This window comes from Acidobacteriota bacterium, from assembly GCA_003225175.1.
In the GTDB taxonomy this organism is placed as follows: Bacteria; Acidobacteriota; Terriglobia; order Terriglobales; family Acidobacteriaceae; genus Gp1-AA112.
The window spans coordinates 150,148-175,316 of the sequence record QIBA01000039.1; the positions used below are offsets into that span (position 1 = coordinate 150,148).

At 55.4% G+C, this 25,169-nt stretch carries 22 protein-coding genes and 1 tRNA gene; 22 read left to right on the forward strand and 1 reads right to left on the reverse strand.

Annotated elements, in window-relative coordinates; genetic code table 11:
• Positions 1–23: 23 nt before the first annotated feature.
• The 4 genes from DMG62_09435 (at position 24) to DMG62_09450 (ending at position 4,780) form a co-directional block, all read left to right on the forward strand.
• Positions 24–3,116, forward strand: a complete 3,093-nt coding sequence (locus DMG62_09435; protein ID PYY23301.1) for a hypothetical protein — start codon at positions 24–26, stop codon at positions 3,114–3,116.
• Between the two features lie 66 nt (positions 3,117–3,182).
• Positions 3,183–4,253 carry a VWA domain-containing protein gene (locus tag DMG62_09440; protein PYY23302.1) on the forward strand — a complete coding sequence of 357 codons (1,071 nt, stop codon included), beginning with the start codon at positions 3,183–3,185 and terminating at the stop codon, positions 4,251–4,253.
• 167 nt (positions 4,254–4,420) lie between these two features.
• Positions 4,421–4,497, forward strand: a tRNA-Val gene (locus DMG62_09445).
• A 28-nt stretch (positions 4,498–4,525) separates the two neighbouring features.
• The gene (locus DMG62_09450; GenBank protein ID PYY23303.1) at positions 4,526–4,780 is read left to right on the forward strand and encodes a GIY-YIG nuclease superfamily protein; all 255 of its coding nucleotides are present in this window, start codon (positions 4,526–4,528) and stop codon (positions 4,778–4,780) included.
• Positions 4,781–4,857: 77 nt separating this feature from the next.
• On the opposite strand, the gene DMG62_09455 is transcribed toward DMG62_09450, so the two are convergent.
• On the reverse strand, positions 4,858–5,547 hold the full coding sequence (locus DMG62_09455; protein ID PYY23304.1) for a hypothetical protein: 690 nt from the start codon (positions 5,545–5,547) through the stop codon (positions 4,858–4,860).
• A 482-nt stretch (positions 5,548–6,029) separates the two neighbouring features.
• Between DMG62_09455 and DMG62_09460 the strand changes: the two genes are divergently transcribed.
• The 18 genes from DMG62_09460 (at position 6,030) to DMG62_09545 (ending at position 25,074) form a co-directional block, all read left to right on the forward strand.
• The gene (locus tag DMG62_09460) at positions 6,030–6,443 is read left to right on the forward strand and encodes a hypothetical protein (protein ID PYY23305.1); all 414 of its coding nucleotides are present in this window, start codon (positions 6,030–6,032) and stop codon (positions 6,441–6,443) included.
• Complete coding sequence (locus tag DMG62_09465) at positions 6,440–7,123, forward strand: hypothetical protein (protein ID PYY23306.1); 684 nt, start codon at positions 6,440–6,442, stop codon at positions 7,121–7,123. The genes DMG62_09460 and DMG62_09465 overlap by 4 nt, the downstream gene beginning before the upstream one ends.
• A gap of 11 nt (positions 7,124–7,134) precedes the next feature.
• Positions 7,135–8,676, forward strand: a complete 1,542-nt coding sequence (locus tag DMG62_09470; protein PYY23307.1) for a hypothetical protein — start codon at positions 7,135–7,137, stop codon at positions 8,674–8,676.
• Complete coding sequence (locus tag DMG62_09475; protein PYY23308.1) at positions 8,676–10,016, forward strand: hypothetical protein; 1,341 nt, start codon at positions 8,676–8,678, stop codon at positions 10,014–10,016. The genes DMG62_09470 and DMG62_09475 overlap by 1 nt, the downstream gene beginning before the upstream one ends.
• Positions 10,013–10,783, forward strand: coding sequence for a hypothetical protein (locus DMG62_09480; GenBank protein PYY23309.1), 771 nt, complete (start codon positions 10,013–10,015; stop codon positions 10,781–10,783). The genes DMG62_09475 and DMG62_09480 overlap by 4 nt, the downstream gene beginning before the upstream one ends.
• 98 nt (positions 10,784–10,881) lie before the next feature.
• The gene (locus DMG62_09485) at positions 10,882–11,433 is read left to right on the forward strand and encodes a hypothetical protein (GenBank protein PYY23310.1); all 552 of its coding nucleotides are present in this window, start codon (positions 10,882–10,884) and stop codon (positions 11,431–11,433) included.
• A gap of 52 nt (positions 11,434–11,485) precedes the next feature.
• Positions 11,486–13,015 carry a sugar transferase gene (locus tag DMG62_09490; GenBank protein ID PYY23311.1) on the forward strand — a complete coding sequence of 510 codons (1,530 nt, stop codon included), beginning with the start codon at positions 11,486–11,488 and terminating at the stop codon, positions 13,013–13,015.
• Positions 13,016–13,033: 18 nt separating this feature from the next.
• Entirely contained in the window at positions 13,034–13,849 is an 816-nt protein-coding gene (locus DMG62_09495) for a hypothetical protein (protein PYY23312.1), read from the forward strand.
• 61 nt (positions 13,850–13,910) lie between these two features.
• Positions 13,911–14,753, forward strand: coding sequence for a hypothetical protein (locus DMG62_09500; protein PYY23313.1), 843 nt, complete (start codon positions 13,911–13,913; stop codon positions 14,751–14,753).
• Complete coding sequence (locus DMG62_09505) at positions 14,750–15,517, forward strand: 2-phosphosulfolactate phosphatase (protein ID PYY23314.1); 768 nt, start codon at positions 14,750–14,752, stop codon at positions 15,515–15,517. The genes DMG62_09500 and DMG62_09505 overlap by 4 nt, the downstream gene beginning before the upstream one ends.
• Complete coding sequence (locus DMG62_09510) at positions 15,517–16,794, forward strand: carboxylate--amine ligase (GenBank protein PYY23315.1); 1,278 nt, start codon at positions 15,517–15,519, stop codon at positions 16,792–16,794. Before DMG62_09505 ends, DMG62_09510 begins: the two co-directional genes overlap by 1 nt.
• Complete coding sequence (locus tag DMG62_09515; protein ID PYY23316.1) at positions 16,791–18,068, forward strand: carboxylate--amine ligase; 1,278 nt, start codon at positions 16,791–16,793, stop codon at positions 18,066–18,068. Before DMG62_09510 ends, DMG62_09515 begins: the two co-directional genes overlap by 4 nt.
• A gap of 77 nt (positions 18,069–18,145) precedes the next feature.
• A complete protein-coding gene (locus DMG62_09520; GenBank protein ID PYY23317.1) occupies positions 18,146–19,498 on the forward strand; it encodes a hypothetical protein in 1,353 nt (450 codons plus the stop codon).
• A 58-nt stretch (positions 19,499–19,556) separates the two neighbouring features.
• Positions 19,557–21,089 carry a hypothetical protein gene (locus DMG62_09525; GenBank protein PYY23318.1) on the forward strand — a complete coding sequence of 511 codons (1,533 nt, stop codon included), beginning with the start codon at positions 19,557–19,559 and terminating at the stop codon, positions 21,087–21,089.
• 42 nt (positions 21,090–21,131) lie between these two features.
• Positions 21,132–21,884, forward strand: coding sequence for a hypothetical protein (locus DMG62_09530; GenBank protein ID PYY23319.1), 753 nt, complete (start codon positions 21,132–21,134; stop codon positions 21,882–21,884).
• A gap of 21 nt (positions 21,885–21,905) precedes the next feature.
• On the forward strand, positions 21,906–23,114 hold the full coding sequence (locus DMG62_09535; GenBank protein PYY23320.1) for a glycosyl transferase family 1: 1,209 nt from the start codon (positions 21,906–21,908) through the stop codon (positions 23,112–23,114).
• Between the two features lie 48 nt (positions 23,115–23,162).
• On the forward strand, positions 23,163–24,239 hold the full coding sequence (locus tag DMG62_09540) for an NAD-dependent epimerase (GenBank protein ID PYY23321.1): 1,077 nt from the start codon (positions 23,163–23,165) through the stop codon (positions 24,237–24,239).
• A 31-nt stretch (positions 24,240–24,270) separates the two neighbouring features.
• Positions 24,271–25,074, forward strand: coding sequence for a glycosyltransferase (locus DMG62_09545; GenBank protein PYY23322.1), 804 nt, complete (start codon positions 24,271–24,273; stop codon positions 25,072–25,074).
• Positions 25,075–25,169: the final 95 nt, after the last annotated feature.

The following is a 25,169-nucleotide window of genomic DNA, read 5'->3' on the forward strand; positions in this document are numbered from 1 at the left end:
ACGGTTCGGAGAGGGCTCCAGCCATGAAATCCGCTTTTTACGTGCGCTCAGTTTGCGTATCGGTTTTTCTATTCGTTTGCCTAACGCCCAACTCATGGGGCAGTACTCCTTCGGGCACAGGCCCTGCGGCTGATTCCGCGTCATCCGAAGCCACCATTCAGATTCCTGGCCCGCTGCGGTCGTTCCTCCGTATGGCGGGAATCAGCCAGAAAGCTGCACCCGACGAAGTGCTTCCTCTTTTGGCACGCAACGTTTTCTTGCTCGGCTATGAGGGACCGTCATCGCACACGCGCCCAACGGAGTTTCTAATTCTGCTGAGCCGGTATGTCCAGCAAGCGCGGGAATTGGACGTGATGGCCGGAGCTGAAGGTGTACTTCGCGTTGCTAATTGCGAACAGGCGAGGCCTCTCCTTCAAGTGCTCGGATATCGCACGCGCACGGACTGCGGACAGGCGGGCAGCTATCTGGAGACGGCTGACCCGCAAAGAGCGTTTGTAACCATCGACTCCGGCTTCCCAATACCGGAATTGGAGAAGACGCTGCAGGGAGGTCCGGCATTTTCCTATGCCTTCCGCAGCTCGAGAGTTCCCATGCTCTTCACGGAAGCGGACTGGACCGGCAACAAGAACCTGATCGACGCGCTGATCCGCGATTCCAGTTTGTCGCGCCTCTATTGGGCATTTGCCCAGATGGACCCTGACACTCAGCTCGCGCTGCGGCAATCGCCGGGTTTGAAGCGCCTTGCTGCGTATGGCCCGGTGCTGGATTTCTACGGCAGCCGCATTCGTTTCAAATCGGGACATGTGGTCGTGCCCGGCGGCACCAGCGCTGAAGGCGCCTGGAAGGATCTGGCGGGTGTGGGTCCGGATGCAGGCGGAGAGTTCGTTGCCAAACTGGTCGCGAAGGACAATGGCTGGCTTGCCGCTTACTTCGATGCTCTCTCTCGCGTGAATCGAACTCAGCAGGCTCACTTCACCGAGTCACGCAGGCTGAAGCCTTTCTACGAAGCTCTGCGACATCATGAGGCTCCTCCGGCTGAAGCCGCACGATCCGTGTTTCGTCCCGCTCCTGGTCTCCTGCTTCTACTCACTCGCATGGAGTGGGAATCGAACGGCGAGCCGCGCGTGCCCGGCAATCTTGAAGTATGGAAACGCGTGCTTCGTCAGAAGAACTACGCCGAAGTAACGCGCGACTGGGGGAAGAAAGCCCACGGTTGGAATAACTCCGAACAGTTGCTTGAGGCACTGGTAGCCATCTCTCGCGTTGATACGGAAGTAGGACCGCTTCAGGCTTACCTGATGTTGACTGAGCTCGACGGCGGCCGTGGTGCGCATCACCGCTTGAGCGCCGAGACAGTGTGGCTGATGGCGAGCAAGTTTTCCAAATTCGGAGATCAGTACTTGCTTTTTGCTGAATTCCCATCCTTGGATGACGCGTCAATTACCGCCTTCCTGAATGCGGCGGAACGGCTCGACAACCTTCCCAACCACTACCTCCGCGGAAATGCCCTGGGCACGTTCCAATCGGGCATTGGCCTGTGGCAGATATTCGCTCGTCAGAATCAGATTCCCAAAAAGGATCTGAATGCATCGTTTCAGAGAATCATCGCGCCGTTCGACAAAGTTGCCGGTTCCAGCGGAGTTTTCGACGCGGGGCGCAGCTCTTTGCGAGAGTTGATGGTCGCCGCCACGGGCAGGCCGGAGGCGTCGCAAGGCGAGCTTATCGATCTGCTGGCAGGTCCGCAGCAATCCACTCCCGAAGGACAGCGCATGCATCAGGAAGTGGCGACGCGAATGCGATCTGTACTCGATGCGCAACGCCTGGTCTCGCTCGACACTCTGATTACGTTAGGAGATGGTTTGCAGGATGTGGATCACGTCAAGGCATCCTCGGCGCGCTTAACTTCACTTGCGGGCCAACTTCGTGAGTTCGAGATGCCGCAGCCGATCTTCAAGAAGAGCGAGCGTGAAGAATGGGGCGCTGGCGTCTACAACAACCGTCACACCGACTTGGAGATGCAAACCGATCTCTCCAAGGTCGTTCGGCAGCCGGCTTCGGCGGATCAAGTGGTTCAGGCGCGCGGACAACTTGCTTCGTTCCTGAGAGACACGATGGTGGGATTGAATTACGCCTACTACGAGCCGCCGGGAGCTCAGATTCTGCATCACAATCCGTTGTTCGTGCGCTCCCATGACTTTTCGGGAGACACGGTAGTCGGCATGCAGCGCGCAAGCTGGAGAGCCCCGCAATTATTTGGCGCCGGCTCCCCAGCAGGTGGTGGAGCGCATCTTGTGGGATCGCTGGCCGATCTGCCTTATGTGCTCGCGCAAGCCGAGCAGGATTTCATTACCCCTGAGAATGTGCAGGCGCTCATCTGGGGAGCGGTGGTGCCGGGAATTTTAACGAGCGCGATTGTGCCGCGCTGGTGGGACGTCAGCAAAAACGAACTTCATGCCGTAACCCTGTATCAGCAGGCGGGCGAGGAGCTCTTGACGGCGTCACAAAACAACGAAGATGTGCGCAATAAGGTAATCGAGATTCTCTCCGAGCGCCTGGCACCGAAGAGCGTAGACCGCGTGCAGCGCGCGTTGCGTACAGCAAGAGGACCGGATGCACTGATTCGCGTAACACCGGCAGATTCCTTCTATCTCGCCGCCGAATTCTCGCAGCGTTATCCCGATCAGGCCGGCTTACTCGGTCAACCAGGGAAGGACCTGCAAAACCTGGCTCAGCAGTACCCCAATGAAGTGAGTTGGGAGCGTTTGTCGCGCGACTTCGGAGTTCCGCATCCCGTTTTGGCACAGAGCTATGCTCGCGAGCTTCTGAACCTGCCCCCATTCCCGGCATTCATGGGCTACTCAAGCCGGTTCCTGGCCGAGTCGTGGGATTCGAATAACCTGTATTGGGCGCGTCTGGCCGACGAAAAAGAATACTCGCCGGTAATGCTGAACCGCCTGGTTCCGGAGCTGACCCGTCGCATGGTGGAAAAGATCTTTGCCACGGATCTCGAGGACTGGCCGGCATTGCTTCGTGCTACCCGTGAAACCGGCGACGAATTCCGCCAGGGAAAGGTCAATTCGGTGATGGAGGCGAGCAACGCGCAGCCTCGAAATTAAGCGCGTCGCGTCTTTGCACGACTGGTGGATGAAGTAATTTTGCGCTGCATGAACTGGAATAATCCTATGAGCAAACGATATTTTCAAATTCTTACGATTGTCCTTCTGCTGATCAGCGGCTCTGCGAGTTTGTTGGATGCGCAACAGGCACAGTTTCAGGTCTCGGTAGATCTCGTGCAACTCAATGTTGCCGTCACCGACAACAAGGGAAACTATGTGACTGGCTTGAAGCCTTCGGACTTTTTGATTACTGAGGACACGATCGGCGAAAAGATCGCATTCTTTGGCGAAGGGAACGGCCCCACTCGCAGCGTGAGTGAGGTTGCACAGGACGAGGGCAAACCCCTCAGCGCCACTTCCTTTGCGGCCGCTCCGCCAACTGCTCCTGCCGAGCAAACAGACAACTTGAGCGCGGCCATCGCCGGCTCGAACGTCTACATTCTCTTTGACACCAGCAACTACATGTACCGGGGCTTTGTTTTTGCCCAGGACGCAATCGCAGAGTTTGTGCGCTCGCTCGAGAAGGCTGACAAGGTTGCCTTCTATTCGTACAGTCGCGATCTGTCTCGCGCCGCCTCTCTCACCGCGGATCGTTCAGACGTAGTACGCGGAGTGCGAACAACTGTAGCCGGAGATGATGCTGCGTTGTATAACTCGCTGCTGCTGACGGTGAAAGATGCTGCGGGAATTACGGGAAGAAAAGTCGTGGTGGTCTTCTCGAACGGCCCTGACAATTCCAGCGTCGTGCCGCCGGAAGATGTTGCCGAACTTGCTCAATCCGCGGGTATTCCCATCTACATGATCAGCACTCGCGAAGCCAGGTTGGAACCAGTCTCAACCGCAGTATTTGAGCGCATGACCGCCGCGACCGGCGGGAAAGCGTACTTCTCCAAGAATTGGAGAGACGAGCGCAAAGCCTTTGCTTCAATCCGTGACGACCTTGGACATCTTTACTCACTCAGCTATTATCCGAAAAACAATCCCAACCATGGTTGGCGCAACATTACGGTAAGGCTTATAGGCGAGCGTCTGAAGAACTATCGCGTACGCACACGCAACGGCTATCGGCCGCAGCCCACTCGCTTCTCGGTCGGAACTGTCGCCGAAAATTCCACGGCGAATGGCTCAAGCAACTAGCCTTCGCGGCATTTGCCGCTATGCCTGCGGATGCGACTAGATAGTATTTGCGAGCGCAGCAAAGCTTAGTTGCTGAGACGGGAAGGTTGAGGTTCAAGTTCTTCCGATGCCCCCTCTGATTGCCGCCTTTGGCCGTGTGCCATTAGACTAAGATTACCTCGCGATGTAGGCCCGTAGCTCAGTTGGTTAGAGCGCTTCCTTGACACGGAAGAGGTCGATGGTTCGAGTCCATTCGGGCCTACCATTTCGTTTAATGGTCTAGCTTCGCATCCATGCCCTGCATGTACATACTGCGGAGTATCACTACGAACAAGTTTTACGTCGGTTCGACATCAGATTTCGGCTCCCGTTTGCAACATCATCAGGCGGGGCATACGCCGTCGACCAAAAAACGAGGACCTTGGAATCTTGCTTATCGAGAAGATTTCGCGACAGTGGCTGAAGCGAGACGCCGCGAACGGGAGATCAAGAGTTGGAAGTCACATCGCACGATTCAGGAACCTATTGACCGGAGCTCAGGTTTTTAGAGCGTCCCGGCGCCGGCAAGGTCGATGGTTCGAGTCCATTCGGCCTACCATTCCTTGCACAAGAGCACTGCTGTGATTCACGCGGTGTGTTTGTGGGCTGCGGCCTCTTGTTCTTCCCTGCGCGCCATGGAGTAGAGAACGAGTTCTACCCGGGTGCTGACTCCAAGCTTCTCGAAAATTTTGAACAGATAGTTCTTGACGGTATGCTCGCTGAGCGACAACTGTTGAGAGATCTCACGATTACTCAAGCCCTCGGCCACCAGCCGGACAACCTGAGCTTCTCGAACTGAGAGCAGTACCCTGCCCTTTGCGTCCACAATGTTAATTGGCTTCGCCTTGCGCAACTCGGCAAGCACGTAGTGCAGCTCCTGCGAGCTCGCCCAAATTTGGCCGGCATGCACGCTCTCGATACATCGCGCCAGCATTTGAGGAGAATGCGAGCGCGGGAAGACTCCACAGGCTCCAGCACGAAAGTTCTCGATGACCAGATTACGGTCGGATTGCTCGAGTAAGACGACGCACTTCGTGTCGGTGCCCTGGGAATGCAGGTCGCGAATGACTTCGAGCGCGCTCAGCGGTTCGTTCCGCAGGTTCAAGGCAAGAACCGCGACATCAGGACGTGTTCGTGCAATTTCTTCAAAACAGCCGTCTGGAGTCAGCGATGACGGAATACTGACTTGGAATTTCGGGATGCGAGACCGGCGCAAGGCGTCCGCCAAGAGCTGACTTGCCAGAGGAGACGTCTCGGCTGCGAGGATGTGAATCATCCAACCTGCTCCAACCTGGATGGGCGATCCTTACAACAACCCATCATGCCATCGTATTGATTCTGAATTGCTGCGCTGGGATGTTTGTTGCTGCTTGAGGCGTTATGATTTCAGTAAACTGATCGCATTTTCGTAACACGAAGCATCGTTTGTGAAGCAAACGACGATGCCTGCTGCGACGAATCTTCTTCCCAATTAGGGCGTAAGTCTCTGATCTTCCAGACAATCATTCGCCATACCATCGTCATTCGCCTAACTTGTGTCCTCCTGTGAGAGGAGAAGGTCTTCTCTATTACCTTTTGGCTAACCTCTCCCTTCGGCATGAGAAGGCCTGGCACTTCGCTGACCGGAGACTAATTCTTCCGTTGGATCAAGATTTTCGAATCTAGCTGCCGTTACACACGTTGCCATCGAAGTTTCCAGGCACGTAACCAGGTGAGCAATGGGAGCGCCACCCCGGAGCCATCGGATCGGCGGATTTTGTGGAGATAAGGAAGTTCGAACGGTATCGACTCGATCTACCGGTCACCTACATGTGGCGGCGCCCGAAGGGAGATTGCGAACTTGGAGCTGGCTTCGCCTGGGACATCTCGGTCGGCGGCATGTTTGTGGTCACAAGTCAGTGTCCGCCATTAGCCACTCAGGTCTGGTGCGAGGTGATGCTGCCCCAGTCTCACACTCATGAAGCAGTCCGCAAGTTGCGCGCGGCAGGCCCGGTGGTGAGAACGCTGGCATCGGGGGTTGAAGATCGTCCGGGAGGATTCGTGATCTACGGATCTCCATTCCTGCTGACTGACCAAGCGGACCAGCAGGACTGGGTCAGATTTATCTCTGAGCACCGGCTGGCGTACGCACATACCAACAAGGAAGCTGACGAGACTTCGGAGGGCTCATGAAAAAACTCGTAGTGGCCATGCTCTTGCTGCTGCCATCTGCCATGCAATCTCAGACGGTGCCGTCCCAACAGCCCATTTCGCTACCTGCGAATGCAGCCGCACCAGCGCAGTTATCCGAACGGAACCCCCGGTACAAGTTGCGGCCCGGCGATGTACTAAACGTCAGCTTCGAGCTAAGTCCTGAACTGAACCAGGAGATACCCGTTCAACCAGACGGATTCGTGACCCTAAAGCAGGTAGGCGATCTTCACGTTGCCGGCAGTTCCGTTCCGGAATTCACGGATGCAGTGAAGCAGGCCTACAGCCGTTTTCTCAATGCTCCGATCATTACGGTTCTGCTTAAGGACTTTGAGAAGCCGTATTTCACCGCAGGTGGAATGCTTGGACATCCGGGGAAATATGAGATTCGCGGTGACGTAACCCTGGTAGAGGCAATCGAGCAGGCGGGCGGACTAACAGAGGAGTCAAAGCATTCGCAGGTGCTGCTGTTCCGGAGGGTGTCTCAGGAGTGGGCACAGGCGAAGGTGATTGACGTGAAGAAGATGCTGAACCAAAAAATGCTGGCCGAGGACATTCACCTGCAATCTGGCGACATGATTTTTGTTCCGCAGAATCGTGTCTCAAAGATTCGCAAATTCATTCCCACGGCGGGTCTCAGCATGTACTCGCCGATCCCGTGAAGGAACGCGCTATGCCAGAAGCCATTGTATTGAGCACGAAGAGTGACGAACTGCGGTCTTACACCCCGCGCGAAGTAGCCATCATCTTTTTCCGTCATCGTCGCGTGGCGACGCTCTGCTTCCTCGGCATGTTTTTTGGGGCAGTGCTGGCGGCGCTGATCTTGCCCAGCTATCACGCGGAAATGAAATTTCTGGTGAAGCGTGAACGTGTCGATCCGGTCATCAGCGGCGATCAGAGTACAAGCCAGATTCAGATCGCCAGCCCCGAGATCACAGAGCAAGAGATGAACTCCGAGGTGGAGCTCCTCACCAGTGAAGACCTGTTGCGCCAGGTCGTGCTGGCAAACCATCTGGAGCAATCGGTCGGCTCCTCCTGGTTTCACAAGAATGATCAGGAACGAAAAATCGCGATTGCTGTACGCCAGCTTCGTTCGCACTTGCAGGTTGAAGCTGTGCGCAAGACCAACATCGTCAACGTTACGCTTTCGTCCAGCAACGCGAAGAAGGCGGCGGACGTCCTGAGTTCTCTAGCGAACCTTTATTTAGAGAAGCACACACAAGTCATGCGCCCGGGAGGCCAGTACCTGTTTTTCGCGCAGCAAACAGAGCAGGCTAAAAAAGAGTTGACGGAAGCGGAGGAGAAATTACAGGAGTTCAACCGCTCACAGCAGGTAGTTGCGCCCGAAACGGAACGCGACAATGCCCTCGAAAAACTCTCGGAACTCAACCTGTCGTTCGAACAGACGCGAGCTGCGATCGGCGAGACTGAAGACAGACTCGACGCTCTCAAGCGTTTACAAAGATCTATGCCGGCAAGGATTACGACGCAGCTGCGCCAGGGGGACAATCCGCAGCTCATGCAGCAACTCAAAAGCACTTTGCTGAACCTACAACTGAAGAGGACCGAGTTGCTGACGAAGTTTCAACCCACTTATCCGTTGGTCCAGGAGGTCGATCGCCAAATTGCGGAAACACAAACCGCCATCGATGCGGAGAACGCCCGCCCGGTCCGGGAAGAGACGACGGATCAGAATCCTACCGAAGCATGGGTGCGGGGAGAGCTGGCAAAAGCGAATGCCGACCTCAGCGGTTTGCGCGCACGCGAAGAAGAGCAGCGGACCTCGGTCGCCAATTTCCAATCGAGAGCGCGATCGCTCAACGACAAAGGCATCGTGCAACAGGACCTGCTGCGATCCACGAAGGCCGCCGAGCAGAACTACTTGCTGTATCTCAGAAAACGCGAGGAATCGCGTATCACGGACGCGCTGGACCGCCGCCGCATCCTCAATGTGGCGATCGCGCAAGAACCACTCGTGCCGGCGCTTCCCGCGCGTTCCGGAGGCTGGTATTTGCTGGTCGGAACCCTTTTCGCGCTACTCGTTGCCGGGGGCGCCACCTTCGGGGCCGAGTACTTCGACGACAGCTTCCGAACGCCGGACGAAATCAGCCGCGAGCTTCGCCTGCCCGTCATCGCCGCGGTTCCCTACTGTCCTCCTCTCAGCCTGGAAACGGCTCTGCCGGCGAACTTTGAGCCCGGACAGGAGGTGGCGTGATGCTGCTCGAGTACTTCCGTCTCCGCGAACAGCCGTTCGGCGTGACCCCTGATCCACGCTTCTTCTATCCGTCGGACACGCATCGTGAAGCCATGGCGTCCCTGCTCTACGGGATTCAGTCAGAACGAGCTTTCATGGCCATGGTAGCTCAGCCCGGAATGGGAAAGACCATGCTGCTCTTTAATCTCCTCGAGCAGCTCGGAAGCGGCGTCCGCACGGCGTTTCTTTTCCAAACACAATGCGATTCCCGCGAGCTGCTTGGCTATCTGCTGACTGATCTTGGATTGAAAGTGGAAACGCGTGATCCGATCCAGATGCACGAGCAGTTAAAGGGCGAGTTGCTTAATGAGGCGCGGGCTGGACGTCGAGTCGTGGTGATCGTGGACGAGGCTCAGAACCTTGATACATCTGTCTTGGAAACAGTACGTCTGCTGTCGGACTTTGAGTGTCCCAGCCGCAAACTCATGCAAATCATTCTGGCTGGGCAGCCGCAGCTATCGCAGAAAATCGGGAGTCCCGAATTAGTACAACTGCGCCAACGCCTGTCGATGATCATTCAGATCAAACCGTTGCCGGCAAAAGATGTCGCGACTTACATTGCTCGCCGGTTGCAGGTTGCCGGATATATGGGTCCGGCGCTGTTTTCACCCGAGGCAGTGGGCCTGATTGCTGCTCGAAGCCGCGGAATTCCCCGCATCATCAACAACTATTGTTTCAACGCGCTCTCGCTGGCCTTCGCAATCAAGAAGCCCACAGTGGACGCCGATCTCGTACATGAAGTCGCGCAGGATCTCGAAATACTTGATCTGTCCGCCGACAGCACAGCAGCTGAGGGCAACGTCGCAACTCCAATTGAACTTCCGGTATTTCCACTTGAATCGCGGGCCGCGGTTGCGCTTCGGACCTCGACACATTGGATGGCTGGGGAAGCCGCAGCGACGAGTACACGCTCGGTGGCTCCTGAGAGTCTGGGAATCCGCGACCTTCGTTCGCCGGCCGTGCCCAGCTACACCGTCCATACCGGCAAGTTGCCGGTCCGGACAGCGCCTCGGGCTATTCCGCGCCGCCAGCCCGCGCCGCCGCCGCTGTTGACGGTCGCGAGGAGGAGACTGCGAGCAAGGAGCGCTCGATTGCGGACCGCTGGACGCGAGGTTGGCAGGCAATTAAGAGGAATCTCCGCCTTTCTGGTTCGGCTCTCAGGTTTTGAGATCGCCAAGGATCCCTCTCCTGTTCCAAAAGCGAATCCTGACTCCCCGCTTCCCAGCCAAACTTCGCTCCAAGCGATTGCGAAACAGGCGGCGGGATCGAGCGGCTACAGGACTGAAGGAGCGAACGTATGAGCAGGAATTTCGAGCTCTTGCACCAACTGAATGGTTCACCGCAATCGGAGGTGTATCCCAACATGCCGCCGATTCCTCCGCCGCATGAGACCGTCGGCGAGAAGGCGCGGTTGATACCGCTGGAGCGGACCGCCGATTTGGCGACGGCCAGGGAACTTGAAGAGGAGAGACTCGTGCATCGCCTCTTCCTTGACGCCCAGCCTAGCCCGCGAGTTGTGGTGTTCACAGCGCTGGATGCCGGCAGCGGAGCGACATGTCTCTGTGCGCGTGCCGGAGAACTGCTCGCCAGTAAGACCACGAGTTCGGTTTGTCTCGTCGACGCAAACCTGCGACATCCCGCTTTGCACCAAGCGCTCGGAATTGAAAATCAGGCAGGGCTCGTGGATGCATTACTGGAGGCGGGCACTATCAAAAGTTACGCGCGGCCGCTGGACAAGGAAAGGCTTTGGTTGATCACAGCCGGAACAGAAGTACCGGATGCGCACACATTGCTGGCGTCAGACAGGCTGGCAGGATACATCAGTGAACTACGCCAGAACTTTGACTATGTGCTGATCGATTCTCCGGCGGCGTCGCTGTATACGGATTCCCTGGTACTTGGCGCGATTGCTGACGGCGTGGCGTTGGTGCTGAAAGCCAACGTGAGCCGCCGCGCGACAGCAAGCAAGATTGTTGGAGACTTTGCCGGAACCGGCATTCGAGTGCTGGGAGCCGTACTGAACCAACGCACGTTCCCGGTGCCAAGCGCGATTTATAGCTGGCTGTAGTGCCCAACGGCAGCCGTAATCGGCTGTGTAGTACTGGCTCGATCGAAAGTTAATTTGCTTTTTTCCGGTCACGAGGATGTGACTCACAGGGCGAAGCTATGTCCGCACAGACGCAAATCGAATTGCCACCGCTTGCGGTAAACAACTGCGAGCCGGAAGGTTCCTGGTTTGCCGTCCACACGCGCGCCCAGCACGAGAAAAAAGTGGACACTCTGTTGCGTGGCAAAAATATCGAGACCTTCTTGCCGGTGGTCACCAAAGTACAACGATGGAGCGATCGCAAGAAGAGAGTAGAGTTCCCCCTGTTTCCTTGTTACACGTTCGTGTATGTTCCCTGTTCTTCCGAACACTTTGTGAGAGTACTTCGGACCCCGGGGATCGTGCGCATTGTCAGTTCCGGCAGCGAGCCTTTGTCTGTTCCGAAAGAACAAATCGCGAGTCTTCGCCTGCTCCTCGTTAAAAATGTCCCATATTGGGAACACCCGTTTCTTCGTGCCGGTCAACGTGTGCGCGTACGCGGCGGTTGTCTCGATGGTCTCGAAGGAATCCTGACTGAAGTAAAATCAAACCGGACTCTGGTAATCTCCGCTGATCCGATTCAGCGTTCCATTGCCATCCGAGCCGAAGATTACGACGTAGAGCCCATCTAACACCTGAAGACCTCCCGGCAGTTTCCTGCAAACCAGGAAAAGTTCACCAAAAATGGCAACTATTCCCAACGGCGCTCCCGATTCGCTTGCTCTAATCCCTGAGGTGTCAGCAACAACCTCTGCGCCCATTCCGCTGGAGCATCCGAAGATGAACCCAGGATTATCTCTGGTAGCTCCGAACAATCGAGCGGACAGCGAACGTCGCTGGTGGCAAGTTTCTGGAAGCAATACCGGGTTTTTGCCGATTGCCACTGATCTGCTGCTGGCTGCACTCAGCGCGTCCATCATCTTCCATATCAGCGCCGGCAGTAGTGGCATTCGCTTTTCATTAACCAATCAACTGCGCGCACTGCTGATGCTCTATGCGGCTTTAACAATTCTCTCTGCTCACAGCCTGGGTTTATATCGGCTGCGCAGGTGGAACACCGGAGAGACGCTCGCCATCGCAAAGTCCGTCGGTTTAGCGTCAATCTTATTTGCAGCCTTCGTTCTGTTGGCTGGCCAGCCGCTGTCATTGGCAGCCATCGGCTGCATGGGAGCAATGAACGTTGGCGCCTTCGCCGCCTGGCGAGCATGGGATCGGCACACCGCCAGCCATCGCATTGAAGCAGGCAAGATGCGCAACGTGTTGATCGTCGGCGCAAGTGCTTCCGGCACTGCCTTGGAGCGTTCGATATCGGCGAATCCACATTGGGGTTTTGTTGTGCGTGGTTTTCTCGACGACCGGGCCCATTCGAATGGTATTCGGGTCGCAGGAACCGTGGCTCAGCTGGCAGATATAGCGCGGGCGGAGTACATCGACGACATCTTTATTGCCCCGCCTTATGATGGAGCACTTGTCTGGAAACTCACCGAACAGGCGCGCCTGAACCACTGGAACGTGAAAGTACTTCCGGAATTCTGGCAGCCGGCGATGGTGCAACCGCAAGTCGAGCTCCTGGGAGAATTGCCGGTCTTCTCACTGCATCGCGAGCCGATTCCTGCAGTTGCGCTCTGTATGAAACGAACTCTGGACGTCGTGTTATCGATCTGCGCTGCGCCGATCGTGATTCCTCTTATCGCCGCTCTGGCATTGCTCGTGAAGCTGGATTCTCCGGGGCCGGCTTTCTATCGCGCAAACCGGATTGGAAGAAAAGGACGCAAGTTTTGCTGCTGGAAGCTGCGCACCATGATCTCCAATGCAGATGCGATGAAAGAGGAGCTTCGAGCAGCGAACCAGAGATCAGGACCGTTCTTCAAGCTGTCTTTTGATCCGCGCATCACGCGTATTGGCAGATTGCTGCGCAGGAGCAGCCTCGATGAACTGCCCCAGCTGTGGAACGTGTTTCGCGGCGATATGAGCCTGGTTGGCCCGCGACCGCATCCGATCGACGACTATGAACGCTATGACCTCGAACATCGGCGCCGTCTGCAGGTGCGCCCAGGAATTACTGGGCTGTGGCAAGTGAAGGCGCGACGAGATCCCTCGTTCGATATCAATATGGCACTCGATCTGACGTACATCGAGAACTGGAGCCTCTGGCTCGATTGCAAGATTCTTCTGCAAACCATTCCTGTCGTTCTCAAGGGAACCGGTCAATAGAAGCTGCTCATTACCTCAATGACTGACCTCGCTTCAACCCAGCATCTGGTCGATACGCACTTTTCCCTTCTGGCGTCCTATTGGAGTGATGTTTACACCGGCGACTCCGTCCAGTCGGCGATCTATCGAGAGAGGCGCGATGTGGTGCTGCGTTGGGTCGATCAGTTATTCCTTCCGATTGGCAGCGAGATTTTGGATATCGGGTGTGGCGCAGGGTTGTTTAGCACATCGCTTGCCAAACGCGGCTTCCGAGTACGCGCAATCGACACGGTCGAAGAGATGCGTATACAAACCTCACGTTTGGCACTCGCCGAAGGTTTACAAGAACAACTCACCGTAGAAGAAGGTGATGTACATCGCCTGCGGTATAAAGATGCAGCCTTCGATCTTGTGCTGGCCATAGGTCTAACCCCTTGGCTGCATTCACCCGCCTCCGCACTCAGGGAAATTTGTCGCGTACTTCGGACGGGTGGACATCTCATTATTACTGCGGATAATCGCAATCGACTAAGCCACTGGCTGGATCCTAGATTCTGTCCTTTGCACGCTCCAATGCGGTCCGCAATCGGCAGCTTGCTACGGAGGCTGGGCGCCCTGCGCGAGCCTCACGCCTGGATGTATTCGCTTCCCTCCTTCGATCGAGCGCTGGCGACGGCTGGTCTGGCGAAGATCAAAGGTTTGACGTTGGGTTATGGGCCGTTCACTTTCTTCGATCATCAACTCGCAGATCGCATCGGAATCGTTCTCCACCACAAATTGACCAATCTGGCGGCCAGGTTCTCCTTTATTGGCCGAGGCGGTTCACAGTACGTTGTTCTCGCACGCAAGAGTTAAAAAAGCAGGGTTCGCACTTCTTTTCCCAGAACACAAACCGCTTTTCAACGAGAGCAGATTTATGAATTCGCAACTCACTCGCTCTTCCAGCAGAATGCAAAGCACTCAGGACTATTTACAGAAGATCGGCGTACCTCAAATTGCGCCACACACCAGCCCGTTTGATCCAGGCTACGATCCGGCGACGCTTGAGAGTCATCTCGAGCAGAGCGCCCATTTGATGTCGATCCTGAAAATCTCGATGGCCTGTTGGATGATCGCTGCGGAAAGCGCCACCCGTCGCAAAATCGCTGCGGCCAAACGCCACGGAGTTCCAACTGTTACCGGCGGCGGCCCTTTCGAGGTAGCGGTTGCGCAAGGTGAACTGCCGGCATACTTGGATCTCTGCGCTGATATCGGTGTGACTCGGATCGAGTGCGGAGAAGGTTTTACAGATCCCGATCTGCGTCCGCGAGAGATAGTACGAAGGGCCAACGAACTCGCCCTCGAGGTTCAATTCGAATTGGGAAAGAAGCACACAGGCGCATTCGACGAGGAGACCGTCGATGCGCTGATCGATCAGGGACGCCGCTGGCTGGATGCCGGAGCTCTGCAGCTGGTAATCGAAGCTCGTGAGAGCGCCTGCGGAGTGGGACTCTTCGACCAGGACGGACACTTCAATCCGGCATATGCCGATCGCTTCGTTGATGCTTTTGGCCATGAAATTTTGATGTTCGAGGCGCCCAACAAAGCCAGCCAGTTCGCTCTCCTGAACTACTTCGGACGTGAAGTACACCTCTGTAATGTTCGACTGGAAGAATTACTGCGCGTTGAAATCTACCGTCGTGGGCTGCATTCAGATGCTTTTGCGCAAGAAAATCTCCGTCCCTATAAGCGTGCTCTGACCATATTGGAAGTGAGATGAAACCAAGTTTCTTCATTGATTGCTTCGCTGAAAACGGCCTCCACCGTAACGCCGCGTGCACGGTGGTTGCGATCGATGTTATTCGCGCGACAAGTGTAGCCATTACGGCAGCGGCGAATGGCTGGCGTTGCTTTCCAGTGTCTTCGCTTCCGGAAGCACAGCGCCTGGCAGGCCGATTTTCTAATGCTCTCCTGATGGGTGAACTCGCCGGCGAAACTCCAGCTAGCTTCGAAATGAACAACAGCCCGGCTGAATTGGAGGCTCGTACAGACAGCTATCGGCCTATTGTGCTGCTGTCCTCAAATGGAACAAAGTTGATTGCGGAATCGAAGGCAACCGCGGTGACCTACTTAGCCTGTCTCCGGAACTTCCGTGCTGCTGCGCATCAACTCATGGACACGCACGAGCGTGTTGCCATTATTGGGGCTGGCAGTCGGGGTGAGTTTCGCGAGGAAGACCAGATGTGCTGTGCCTGGATCGGCGAACTCCTGCTCCAACACGGATACGTTGCAGAGAATTCCAAAACGGTAGAAATGGTCTCAAAATGGAGCGGCGCGCCAGCAAGCGCGCTGATTTCCAGCAAGAGCGTCGACTACCTGCGTCGCACCGGGCAGCTCCACGATCTGGAGTACATCCTTAATCATATTGATGATTTGCGCTCGGCGTATGTCATGGATGGTGATGAAGTAATCGAAGTCGACGGGACAAGCCTTGTTTCAGTTACTAGCATGAGTGCGATTCCAATTCCCGCGAAGGTCGCGTAATGCTCATTTTGAAGACAGCAACGCCGACTGTGATCCTGAAGTCTGTGGCTCACGGCGGATTGGCGCTTGTCCGCAGCCTCGGAAGAGAAGGAGTAGATGTTTACACGGTCGAAGGAGACCCGTGGGTTCCGGCAATCCATTCGCGCTACAGCCGGGGGTGGGTGAACCTGGATGTCGAGACTGCCTCAGCCGAAGAGACTCTGCGGCGTCTGGAAGCTCTGGCTGCCAAAATCGGAACCGCTCCTGTGCTCATTCCAAGTACGGACTATGCCGCGATATTCATGGCGGAACACTATGAACGTCTTCACCGCCGGTTCATCTTTCCTGAGCAATCTCCAGAGCTCCTGCGTCGGCTTTACAACAAGCGAGAAATGTATTTTTTGGCTAAGCAGCATGGAGTAGCCACCGCAGAGACACTGTTCCCGACGAACCGGCAAGAGGTGCTCAGCTTTCTTGAAAATGCGAACTTCCCGTTTGTGCTTAAGGCGATCGATGGCACTCGATTATTCGCGCGTTGCGGCAAGAAGATGTTCATCGCGAATTCCGCCGACGAACTGCTGAGTGTTTACGATTCCATTGAGGAACCCGAGAGTCCAAATTTGATGCTCCAGGAATACATCGCCGGAGAAGACGATTCAGTCTGGATGTTTAACGGATACTTCAACAGGAATTCAGAGTGCCTGGTAGCCTTCACAGGGAAGAAGATACGGCAGTGTCCAGCTTTTGGCGGTTACGCCTGCCTTGGCGTGTGCATGCAGAACCAGGCTGTGAGCGAGACGGCAATCCGTTTTCTAAGCGAGCTTGGTTATTGCGGTTTGGTTGACATCGACTTCCGCTACGATCCGCGGACACAGGAATACAAAGTACTGGACGTAAATCCCCGCATGGGAGCGTCATTCCCGCTCTTCAAGGCCACAAACGGTCTCGACCTCGCTCGCGCGTATTACCTGGATATGACTGGACAGCAGGTGCCACACTCATCAGCAGCCGACGGTCGCAAATGGATTGTCGGGGATCTCGACTTTGTCTCTTCACTGCGCTATTTCACATCGGGAAAGTTGAGAGTGGGAGAGTGGCTCAGATCTCTTCGTGATATTGAAGAGAGCGCCTACTTCGCAGCCGATGACCTATTGCCGTTTGTTGTCCGGCTGGCAGAGGACGTCGTGGAACTTCAGAGACGAGCCTTCAAGAAATTCTCTTCTCCGCACGAGAGCACTGCGACGGCGGCGGCTGCATTGGCGGACCCGATTCCCGCGAGCTCCCAGGTCGAAGCATGATGACGATCAAAGACAACTCGGTCCCAGTAGTGGTCCTGCGGTCAATCGCATACTGCGCGTTGGGTATCGGGCGCAGCTTGGGCAGGCTTGGCGTGCCGGTGTATACCGTCGAGGGCAGACCCTCAGCCCCAGTGTTTCATTCACGCTATAACCAGGGATGCTTTGTATGGGGCATCGATGAAAAACCTGAAGCTGAATCGCTCGCATATCTGGAGCACGTAAGCAAGCAGGTAGGCCGATACCCGTTACTTGTTCCTACCACGGACTATGCGGCGATGTTTGTGGCGAGGCACTCGGTTGAGTTGGGTCAGTGGTTCCGATTCCCGGATCAGCCGGACGGACTTGTCGACTCCCTCTGCAGTAAAAAGGAAATGCACGTGTTGGCCACGCGTCTGGCGATTCCGACGCCTAAAACGGACTTCCCGGAGACTCGGGCCGAGGTGGAGAAGTTTCTCAAGTCAGCAGTGTTCCCCGTGATGTTGAAAGGAATCGATGGAACGCGGCTATGCGAGCGTTCCGGCAAAAAGATGTTCATCGTTAATTCTGCTGATGAGTTGCTCGAGTTGTATGACCGGGTCGAGGAACCCGATGCCCCGAATCTTATGCTTCAGGAATATATTCCCGGGGGCGACGACACTATCTGGATGTTTAACGGCTACTTCAATGCCGACTCTGAATGCCTGGTCGGCTTCACCGGAAAAAAAATCCGGCAGTGTCCTGCATATACTGGCTACACCAGTCTGGGAGTGTGCTTGCGCAATGACGCCGTCGATGAACAAACTCGTCGCTTCATGAAAGCCTTGAGCTATCGTGGAATCCTAGATATCGGTTATCGCTACGACTCTCGCGATGGACTGTACAAAGTTCTGGATGTGAATCCCAGAATAGGAGCAACGTTCCGGCTCTTCGTCGGAGACAATGGGCTTGACGTCGCCCGTGCTTTCTATCTCGATATGACCGGACAACCCGTTCCTCGAACGCAGCTCCCTGAGGGACGCAAATGGCTAGTGGAAGACCGTGATCTGAATTCGGCGCTCCGCTATTGGCGAGATGGCAAATTAAGCGTCCGGCAATGGCTTGCCTCATTCCGAGGAATTCGCGAGACGGCATACTTCGCATCCGACGATCTACGCCCGGTACTCGCCAGAATAAAGAACGTACTCGCCTCAGCAATACGACGATGCTGTTCAATGCGCCCGGGCTGGAGCTTACCTCTCTCATCCCATATCGGGAAGAGAGCACCGGTAAGGACCGGTTCTGTCGAGACCGCCTAAGACTCTCTAACTTTCTGTTTCTTTCACCATACCAAGCGGGCCATGCGCCACGTTCCTTTGGCCGAAAGTTGCTATAGATGTTTGATTTCGAGACCGACACAATAAAAACCTGGGCTGGCAAAGGTTCTATTGCCATCATTGATCAGGCATTTAGTTCTGGCTCAAATTTCCTCGTCAGCGTTCTTCTCGCACGCTGGTCGTCGCCGAAGGAATACGGAGCGTTTGCTCTCGCCTTTGCCCTCTTTCTATTGCTGTCTCAACTCCAACAGTCAGTCTTACTCGAACCAATGAGCATCTTTGGAGCGAGCTACACGGGCGCGAGGCTAAAGCGCTATTACGGTTCGCTCCTTCATATGCAGAACAGCATGTTCGTGGCAATCACCGTGATGCTGGCTTTATCTGCGATGTTCGTTCAACGGTTTCAGCACTGGCAAGAATTGAGTGGAGCGCTTTGGGGTGTGACGTTGGCTTCGCCGTTCGTAATGCTGCTGTGGATGGCCCGCCGCGCTTTTTACCTTGAACACATTCCCAGTCCGGCTGCCGCTGGCGCAGTGGTATACACAGGCGCGACGTTAGCCGGCTTGATCGTCGTCAGGCATTTGGGATCGCTGACCGCCTTCAGTGCCTTTGTCGTGATAGGAGCTGCTGCATTTGTGACAAGTCTCGCGATGTTTTGGCGGCTGCGCCCAGAGTTTCGTCGAGAAACTAGCGACCCGGGTTTTCACCAGGAGTGCAAAGAACACTGGCGCTATGGCGGTTGGGCGTTAGCTGGAGCTGTGGCCATGTGGCTTCCGCAGAATGTCTATTACGCAGTTCTTACCGGCGCAGCTGGAATGGCGGCAGCCGGCGAAATACGAGCGCTGCTAAATCTGGCCTTGCCGCTTCAGCGGTTCACCGTCGCGTTCGGACTGCTCCTTCTACCTCTCGCGGCGAGAGTCTACTCTGAACACGGCCGCAGAGGCGCTAGAGATTTCACGGTAAAAATTTGCATGTTATTTTTCGCCGGATGTATCGCGTACTGGGGAGTAACGCTGCTATTTGGCGGTCAGATTTTTGAGATGCTGTATGCCGGAAAATATTCCTCGCTGACGCACCTGCTGCCCTGGCTGGCGGTCTCTTCTACGCTGAATGCGCTCGAAGCGGCGATCGTAATCGGCTTGCGCGCTATGCGTTCGCCGGCTTCGGTCTTCTACGCCTACGGGATTTCCGGCCTGGTTAATGTAATTGTCGGAGTACCCGCAACCTGGTGGTGGGGTGTCAACGGCGTCCTGTTTAGCTTCATTCTTGCAAACGTAACGGCCGTAATCGCATCGCTGGCGATGATGAGGCGGAATGATGAAAACGACTCCGAGAACATCGCTGCGAAGGACTGCCTCCTTGCAAGCGAAGCACGTGCATTTCATCCTTTCCGCGATGTGCAGGCCTCATGATCAGCTCACTTACCCGCACGCTTTCTGGCGAATGTCTTAGGATCGCTTCGAGGTAATTATGTCAGAAGTCGTTCTGCCTATAACCTACGCAGTTCCAGAAAGGTTTCACGTCTCTGATTCCCAGATTCGAACTGACCGTAGCGCCAAGGCGAGGCGATCACTCGCGCTCCTGCTGACTACCGGTGCAGTGGTAGCTCTCGTGGACGGCATTACCCGAGCTCCAAACGCGGATTGGGAGTCGATGCCGTTTCAAAACCCATTGCAATATGTGCCCTACAAAGCGGCGTTCGTTTTCGCAGCATTGCTGCTTCCGCTTACCTTGCACTATGCGCGTCAGGTGGGCTCCCGGATGTCCGAAGCTTTACTTCTGTGGTTTGTGATGTGCACTACTGCATACGCGAAAGACTTTGCCTACATCCATATCCCGGGCGTTCCCCTCTTTGTTACAGACATAGTGCTTGCGACATTGGTTTTCTTTACATTCTTGTTCCCACGTTTGCGAATACCTCTAGACTTCTGGCCCAATCGAGTGGTTTGGCTCTTGCTCACACTGGGAGCAGTGGAGGTTTGCAGAAGCCTCATCTCCGGACACCAGCCGCTCATGGTGTTCCGCGACTTTGCTGTTCCGCTCTACGCGGTATTCCTTCTCATCGGCCTGTACGTCGTTAACGACTGGCCATCTATCCGACGGCTTTGTAAGTTTTTTATTTACGGAGCGGCGATGTCTTCAGTGACTGCGGTAGGCTGGTTCGCCGTCGTCCCTGCACAACGCCGCTACATATTTCACGCTATTCCGCACCTTATAGCTGCGGTGGTTGGCTTATTGCCCTGGGCATTGAGCACAAAGACTTCTTCACGAATCACTTACAGCGTCCTTGGTTTGTTGACTGCCGGGATCGTCTTCACAAATTCGAGAACGGCATATGTCAGCATCGCCCTTTGTGTGGTCGTTCTTTTCTTTACGGCACGAGTTGCCGATCGGCGAATACGGCTGTCTCAACTCACGCGCTGGCTGGCAGGCGTTTCAGTATTGTCAGCAGCCTTGCTTCTCGTACTGATGGTTAGTGACAACGGTGCCAAGTTCGTGAAGGAAGCTGGCACCGAGCTCATTTCCGGCACTCTCAATTATCAGAATGACGCTAATGCCGACTTCCGCTTCCAGGCGTGGACTGAAGCGTGGAATCGCTTTTATCGCAATCCCCTGCTCGGCGAAGGATTTGGAGTGCCTTTCTTGTTCGGTGCCGAGGACTACGATTCCCGCCCTCACAACACCTATCTCACTGTCTTGTACAAGATGGGATTGCTCGGACTCTTCCCCTTGTTACTGCTGCTGGGACATTTCTACAAACATGGATGGAGAATCGTACGCACTTCTAGCGGAGGGCAGGAATCGCTCCTCCTTTATTGCTGCATGCTCGCGTTTCTATCGATGTGTTTCTCCGGAGCGCTGAATCTTACGCTCGAGAGTCCCTTTTCGGCTTCGGTGTTCTGGCTGACCATAGGCGTCGGTTATCGCATGATGATTCTGCTCACTCGACGCCATAGACAAGTTGCGTATGAAACTATTCCCGAGGCATCCATCTCTGTATAGCTCTAACGGTTCAACAGATCAATTTTATTAAACGACACCTGCATGTTTAGACCCGCACTCATCACTACTAGCTGGGACGATGGACACCCACTCGATGTTCGTATCGCAGAGTTGCTCGCCGAGCACGGAATGACAGGTACATTCTTTATTCCACTGCGAAACCAGACTCGTCCTCGCCTAAGCGCCGGCGACCTACGCAGTCTTTCCGACAGCGGCTTCGAGATAGGCAGCCACGGCATGCTCCACCGTAATCTACTTGCCGTTCCACGCAGCGAACTTCGCTGGGAGATCGCGGACTCCAAATCAGAGCTTGAGCAACTCATCGGTCGTCGCGTGAGTCTCTTCTGCTATCCAATCGGCAGGCATAACAAGGAGATCGTTAGCGAAGTTGAGCGCGCAGGGTACGACGGCGCTCGTACGATTCGCATGCTCTGGACCCGTGTTGACTTTGACCGTTTGCATATTCCGACGACACTCCAGGCATATCGCCACACTCCTGCGGCGTATATGAGGAACCTGCTGCGGCGCGGCGGAGTTAGTGATGTGGTCGATTACTGCGTTTCACTTCGGAATTGCAGTTCATGGGTGGAACTCGGCTGCCGACTCTTTGATCGTGTGCTTCGCGAAGGCGGTGTCTGGCACCTCTATGGCCATTCCTGGGAGATCGAGAAACATGATCTCTGGGGAGAACTCAAACAGATTTTGGAGTACGTCGGCGGTCGCGCCGATGTGCGTTATGTTCGAACTGTAGATACTCTTCCATCGAACTCTCTTTGCCTTCCCCAGATCGCCTAAGCGATTGCCAGTCCTGCTGAAATGAAAATCCTCACAGCTCACAACTACTACCACTATCCCGGCGGCGAAGACGTGGTCTTTGCCCAGGAGAGGTCATTGCTGGAAAGACACGGGCATGAAGTATTCAGCTATGAACGCAGCAACGATGAGTTGGAATCCAGGAGCCTTCTTCCTCGCGTACTTGGAGCCGCCGCATCCGTCTGGTCTCGTACAACTTATTCAGAATTCTCGCAGCTCTTGAGTCGACTCTCTCCTGACGTGGTACACGTGCATAACACTTTCCTGGCTATGTCACCTTCTGTTTTCTCAGCTTGCAAGGACGCGCGCATTCCTGTGGTGCATACCATACATAACTACCGTCTTCTCTGTGCCAATAGTGCATTCTTCCGCAACGGCGGACCTTGCGAAAAGTGCGCAGCAGGAAATAGGTGGCATGGGATCGCGAACGGTTGTTACCGCTCCTCGCGTGTTGCCACCAGCATAGCCACCTCTACCATCGCCTATAACTGGCAACGCGGAACCTGGACTGATGGAATCGACCGGTACATTGCGCCCAGCCACTTCTTGCGCGAGAAGTTGATTTCAGGCGGATTGCCAGAGGAGCGGATTACGGTCAAGCCACATTTCGTAGAACCCGATCCGGGAATCATCGGCCGGCGCGAGAACTACGTCGTCTTCGTTGGGCGTCTTTCTCCGGAAAAGGGAACGAAAACGATGCTGAAAGCGTGGCAACAGCTTAGCGATGTCCCATTATGGATCGTCGGCGATGGCCCGGAGCGCGCCGAACTCGAAGCATTGTGCCGACAAAAAAAACTGAACGTGCAGTTCACAGGGAACCTTCCGCGGATGAAGGCCCTTGAGTATCTACAACGGGCGCGACTGCTCGTCTTTCCCAGCATCACCTACGAGAGTTTCGGAATGGGAATCATCGAGGCCTTTGCGTGTGGAGTGCCTGTCGTCGCATCAGACCATGGCGCGATGCGGGAGCTGGTGCAGCACGGACATACGGGATTGCGATTTCGCCCGATGGACTCCGATGACCTCGCGCACACGGTGCGCAGGCTGTGGAGCGATGAGGAGTTGCTGGCCCAAAGCGGCCACAACGCTCGCCAGGAATTCGAGCGCAGCTACACAGCAGAGGCAAATTATCGCGCACTGATCGAGATCTACGAGGGCGTGCAGAATGCTGGCAGGCCTCCTGCTGCGGTCACTATCCCCGCTGCCGCATAACAGAGTTTTTGAATTCATCTTTCGTTTCGGGAAATTAGGAGACTTCACATGTGTCTGGCAGTCATCACCGGCTCTGCCGGCTTGGTCGGATCGGAGGCAGCCGCAAATTACGCCGCTCAGGGCTGGGATGTAATTGGCATCGACAATGACATGCGCAGCTACTTCTTCGGCGCCGAGGCTTCAACGCGATGGGTTCGCGAGCGGCTCGAAAGTCAGTACCGCAACTACATTCATCGCGAAGTCGACATACGCGACACTGACGAGATCTTCGGGATCTTTCGCAGGGCAGGCAACGAAATCGACCTCATTATCCACGCGGCGGCACAGCCCTCGCACGATTGGGCGGCAACCGATCCATTTACGGATCTGGCCGTGAACGCAAACGGAACTTCCGTGCTGCTTGAGGCGACACGCCTCTACTGCCCCGAGGCGGTATTCATTTACATGTCCACAAACAAAGTGTATGGAGACACGCCCAATTCCCTGCCTCTCATCGAACTTGATTGGCGCTGGGAGATTGATCCATCGCACGCTTACAGTGAGGGCATTCCGGAAACCATGTCTGTAGACCACACGCTACACAGCCTCTTCGGAGTTTCCAAACTCGCAGCAGATATGCTCGTCCAGGAATACGGAAAATATTTTGGAATGAAGACTGCCTGCTTCCGTGGAGGGTGCCTCACTGGACCCAATCACTCCGGAGCGCAATTGCATGGATTCCTCTCCTACCTGATGAAATGCGTCGTCACTGGGCATCCATACAAGGTGTTCGGCTATAAGGGCAAACAGGTGCGCGACAACATTCATAGTGCCGATCTGATTCAGGCTTTCGACGAGTTCTATCGCGCTCCTCGCAGCGGAGAGGTTTACAACATGGGCGGCGGCCGCTTGAGCAATTGCTCCATGCTCGAAGCCATTGAAATGTGCCAGCAGATTTCGGGCGAAGAACTGGATTCGGAATACGTCGAGACTCCGCGCAAAGGCGATCATCAATGGTGGATTAGCGATTGCTCACGATTCCGTTCCCACTTCCCAAATTGGAAGCAACAGTACGACGTGCGCCGGATTCTTGAGGAGATTTACGAAGCGAGCGTTGAACGCGTGCCCGTTCTGCGCGCGGCTTGACGCGGAGGCTCGTCATTAGTTTGGGAAGCTTATGATCGATCGCGGCAAGCACAACCTCCTGGGCATTCTGGTCGACGCTGTCGACTACGAAGCTGCTGTCGACCGTGTTTTGGATGCAGCGCGTGAGCATCGGGGCGCGGCGATCTCCGCACTCGCCGTCCACGGGATTATGACGGGCGTCTTGGATCCGATACATCGCTATCGACTGAACCGATTTGACCTGATTGTGCCCGACGGACAGCCGGTGCGCTGGGCCTTGAACCTGATGTATGGCGCCAGACTGGAAGATCGCGTGTACGGTCCTGAGCTCACGCTTCGGGTTTGCGAGCGGGCAGCAGGGGAGCAGGCGCCGGTCTTTTTTTATGGCAGCACGCTGCCTGTCCTTGAACGCATGCAACGCAATCTGCTGAAGCGTTTTCCCAAATTGAAAGTTGCCGGTATGGAGGCTTCAAAGTTTCGACGTCTCACGCAGCAAGAGGCGACCGAGTTGAGCAAACGGATTCGGGAATCCGGAGCAACTATTGTCTTTGCTGGGCTCGGATGCCCAAGGCAAGAGACTTGGGCTTACGAATTCCGCGATCTGGTGAGCATGCCGATCCTCGCGGTAGGCGCCGCCTTCCCTTTCATCGCCGGAGAGCTGCGCCAGGCTCCGCCGAGGCTGCAGAGAATGGGAATGGAATGGTTCTTCCGCCTCTGCATGGAACCTAAACGGTTGTGCCGACGTTATGCCTTGCTGAACCCGGCATACATCGCATTGGTGACGATGCAGTACGCTCGAATCACAACCTTTGACACGGCGGGAATCATGCCGAAATCGAGCATGCTGTTCGGATAGCAGTTCAGCAGAGACATCCTGAATCAGCCACCCCGATGTGGGTGGCTGATTTTTTTTGCTCTTTGGGTCTGGTACAGATGTAACTTCGGCTGAGG

Bases quoted from the DNA above. Each gene is read 5' to 3' on its own strand.
- DMG62_09435 (PYY23301.1), top strand. From the start codon at position 24: ATGAAATCCGCTTTTTACGTGCGCTCAGTTTGCGTATCGGTTTTTCTA.
- DMG62_09440 (PYY23302.1), top strand. From the start codon at position 3,183: ATGAGCAAACGATATTTTCAAATTCTTACGATTGTCCTTCTGCTGATC.
- DMG62_09450 (PYY23303.1), top strand. From the start codon at position 4,526: ATGCCCTGCATGTACATACTGCGGAGTATCACTACGAACAAGTTTTAC.
- DMG62_09455 (PYY23304.1), bottom strand. From the start codon at position 5,547: ATGATTCACATCCTCGCAGCCGAGACGTCTCCTCTGGCAAGTCAGCTC.
- DMG62_09465 (PYY23306.1), top strand. From the start codon at position 6,440: ATGAAAAAACTCGTAGTGGCCATGCTCTTGCTGCTGCCATCTGCCATG.
- DMG62_09470 (PYY23307.1), top strand. From the start codon at position 7,135: ATGCCAGAAGCCATTGTATTGAGCACGAAGAGTGACGAACTGCGGTCT.
- DMG62_09475 (PYY23308.1), top strand. From the start codon at position 8,676: ATGCTGCTCGAGTACTTCCGTCTCCGCGAACAGCCGTTCGGCGTGACC.
- DMG62_09480 (PYY23309.1), top strand. From the start codon at position 10,013: ATGAGCAGGAATTTCGAGCTCTTGCACCAACTGAATGGTTCACCGCAA.
- DMG62_09485 (PYY23310.1), top strand. From the start codon at position 10,882: ATGTCCGCACAGACGCAAATCGAATTGCCACCGCTTGCGGTAAACAAC.
- DMG62_09490 (PYY23311.1), top strand. From the start codon at position 11,486: ATGGCAACTATTCCCAACGGCGCTCCCGATTCGCTTGCTCTAATCCCT.
- DMG62_09495 (PYY23312.1), top strand. From the start codon at position 13,034: ATGACTGACCTCGCTTCAACCCAGCATCTGGTCGATACGCACTTTTCC.
- DMG62_09500 (PYY23313.1), top strand. From the start codon at position 13,911: ATGAATTCGCAACTCACTCGCTCTTCCAGCAGAATGCAAAGCACTCAG.
- DMG62_09505 (PYY23314.1), top strand. From the start codon at position 14,750: ATGAAACCAAGTTTCTTCATTGATTGCTTCGCTGAAAACGGCCTCCAC.
- DMG62_09510 (PYY23315.1), top strand. From the start codon at position 15,517: ATGCTCATTTTGAAGACAGCAACGCCGACTGTGATCCTGAAGTCTGTG.
- DMG62_09515 (PYY23316.1), top strand. From the start codon at position 16,791: ATGATGACGATCAAAGACAACTCGGTCCCAGTAGTGGTCCTGCGGTCA.
- DMG62_09520 (PYY23317.1), top strand. From the start codon at position 18,146: ATGTTTGATTTCGAGACCGACACAATAAAAACCTGGGCTGGCAAAGGT.
- DMG62_09525 (PYY23318.1), top strand. From the start codon at position 19,557: ATGTCAGAAGTCGTTCTGCCTATAACCTACGCAGTTCCAGAAAGGTTT.
- DMG62_09530 (PYY23319.1), top strand. From the start codon at position 21,132: ATGTTTAGACCCGCACTCATCACTACTAGCTGGGACGATGGACACCCA.
- DMG62_09535 (PYY23320.1), top strand. From the start codon at position 21,906: ATGAAAATCCTCACAGCTCACAACTACTACCACTATCCCGGCGGCGAA.
- DMG62_09540 (PYY23321.1), top strand. From the start codon at position 23,163: ATGTGTCTGGCAGTCATCACCGGCTCTGCCGGCTTGGTCGGATCGGAG.
- DMG62_09545 (PYY23322.1), top strand. From the start codon at position 24,271: ATGATCGATCGCGGCAAGCACAACCTCCTGGGCATTCTGGTCGACGCT.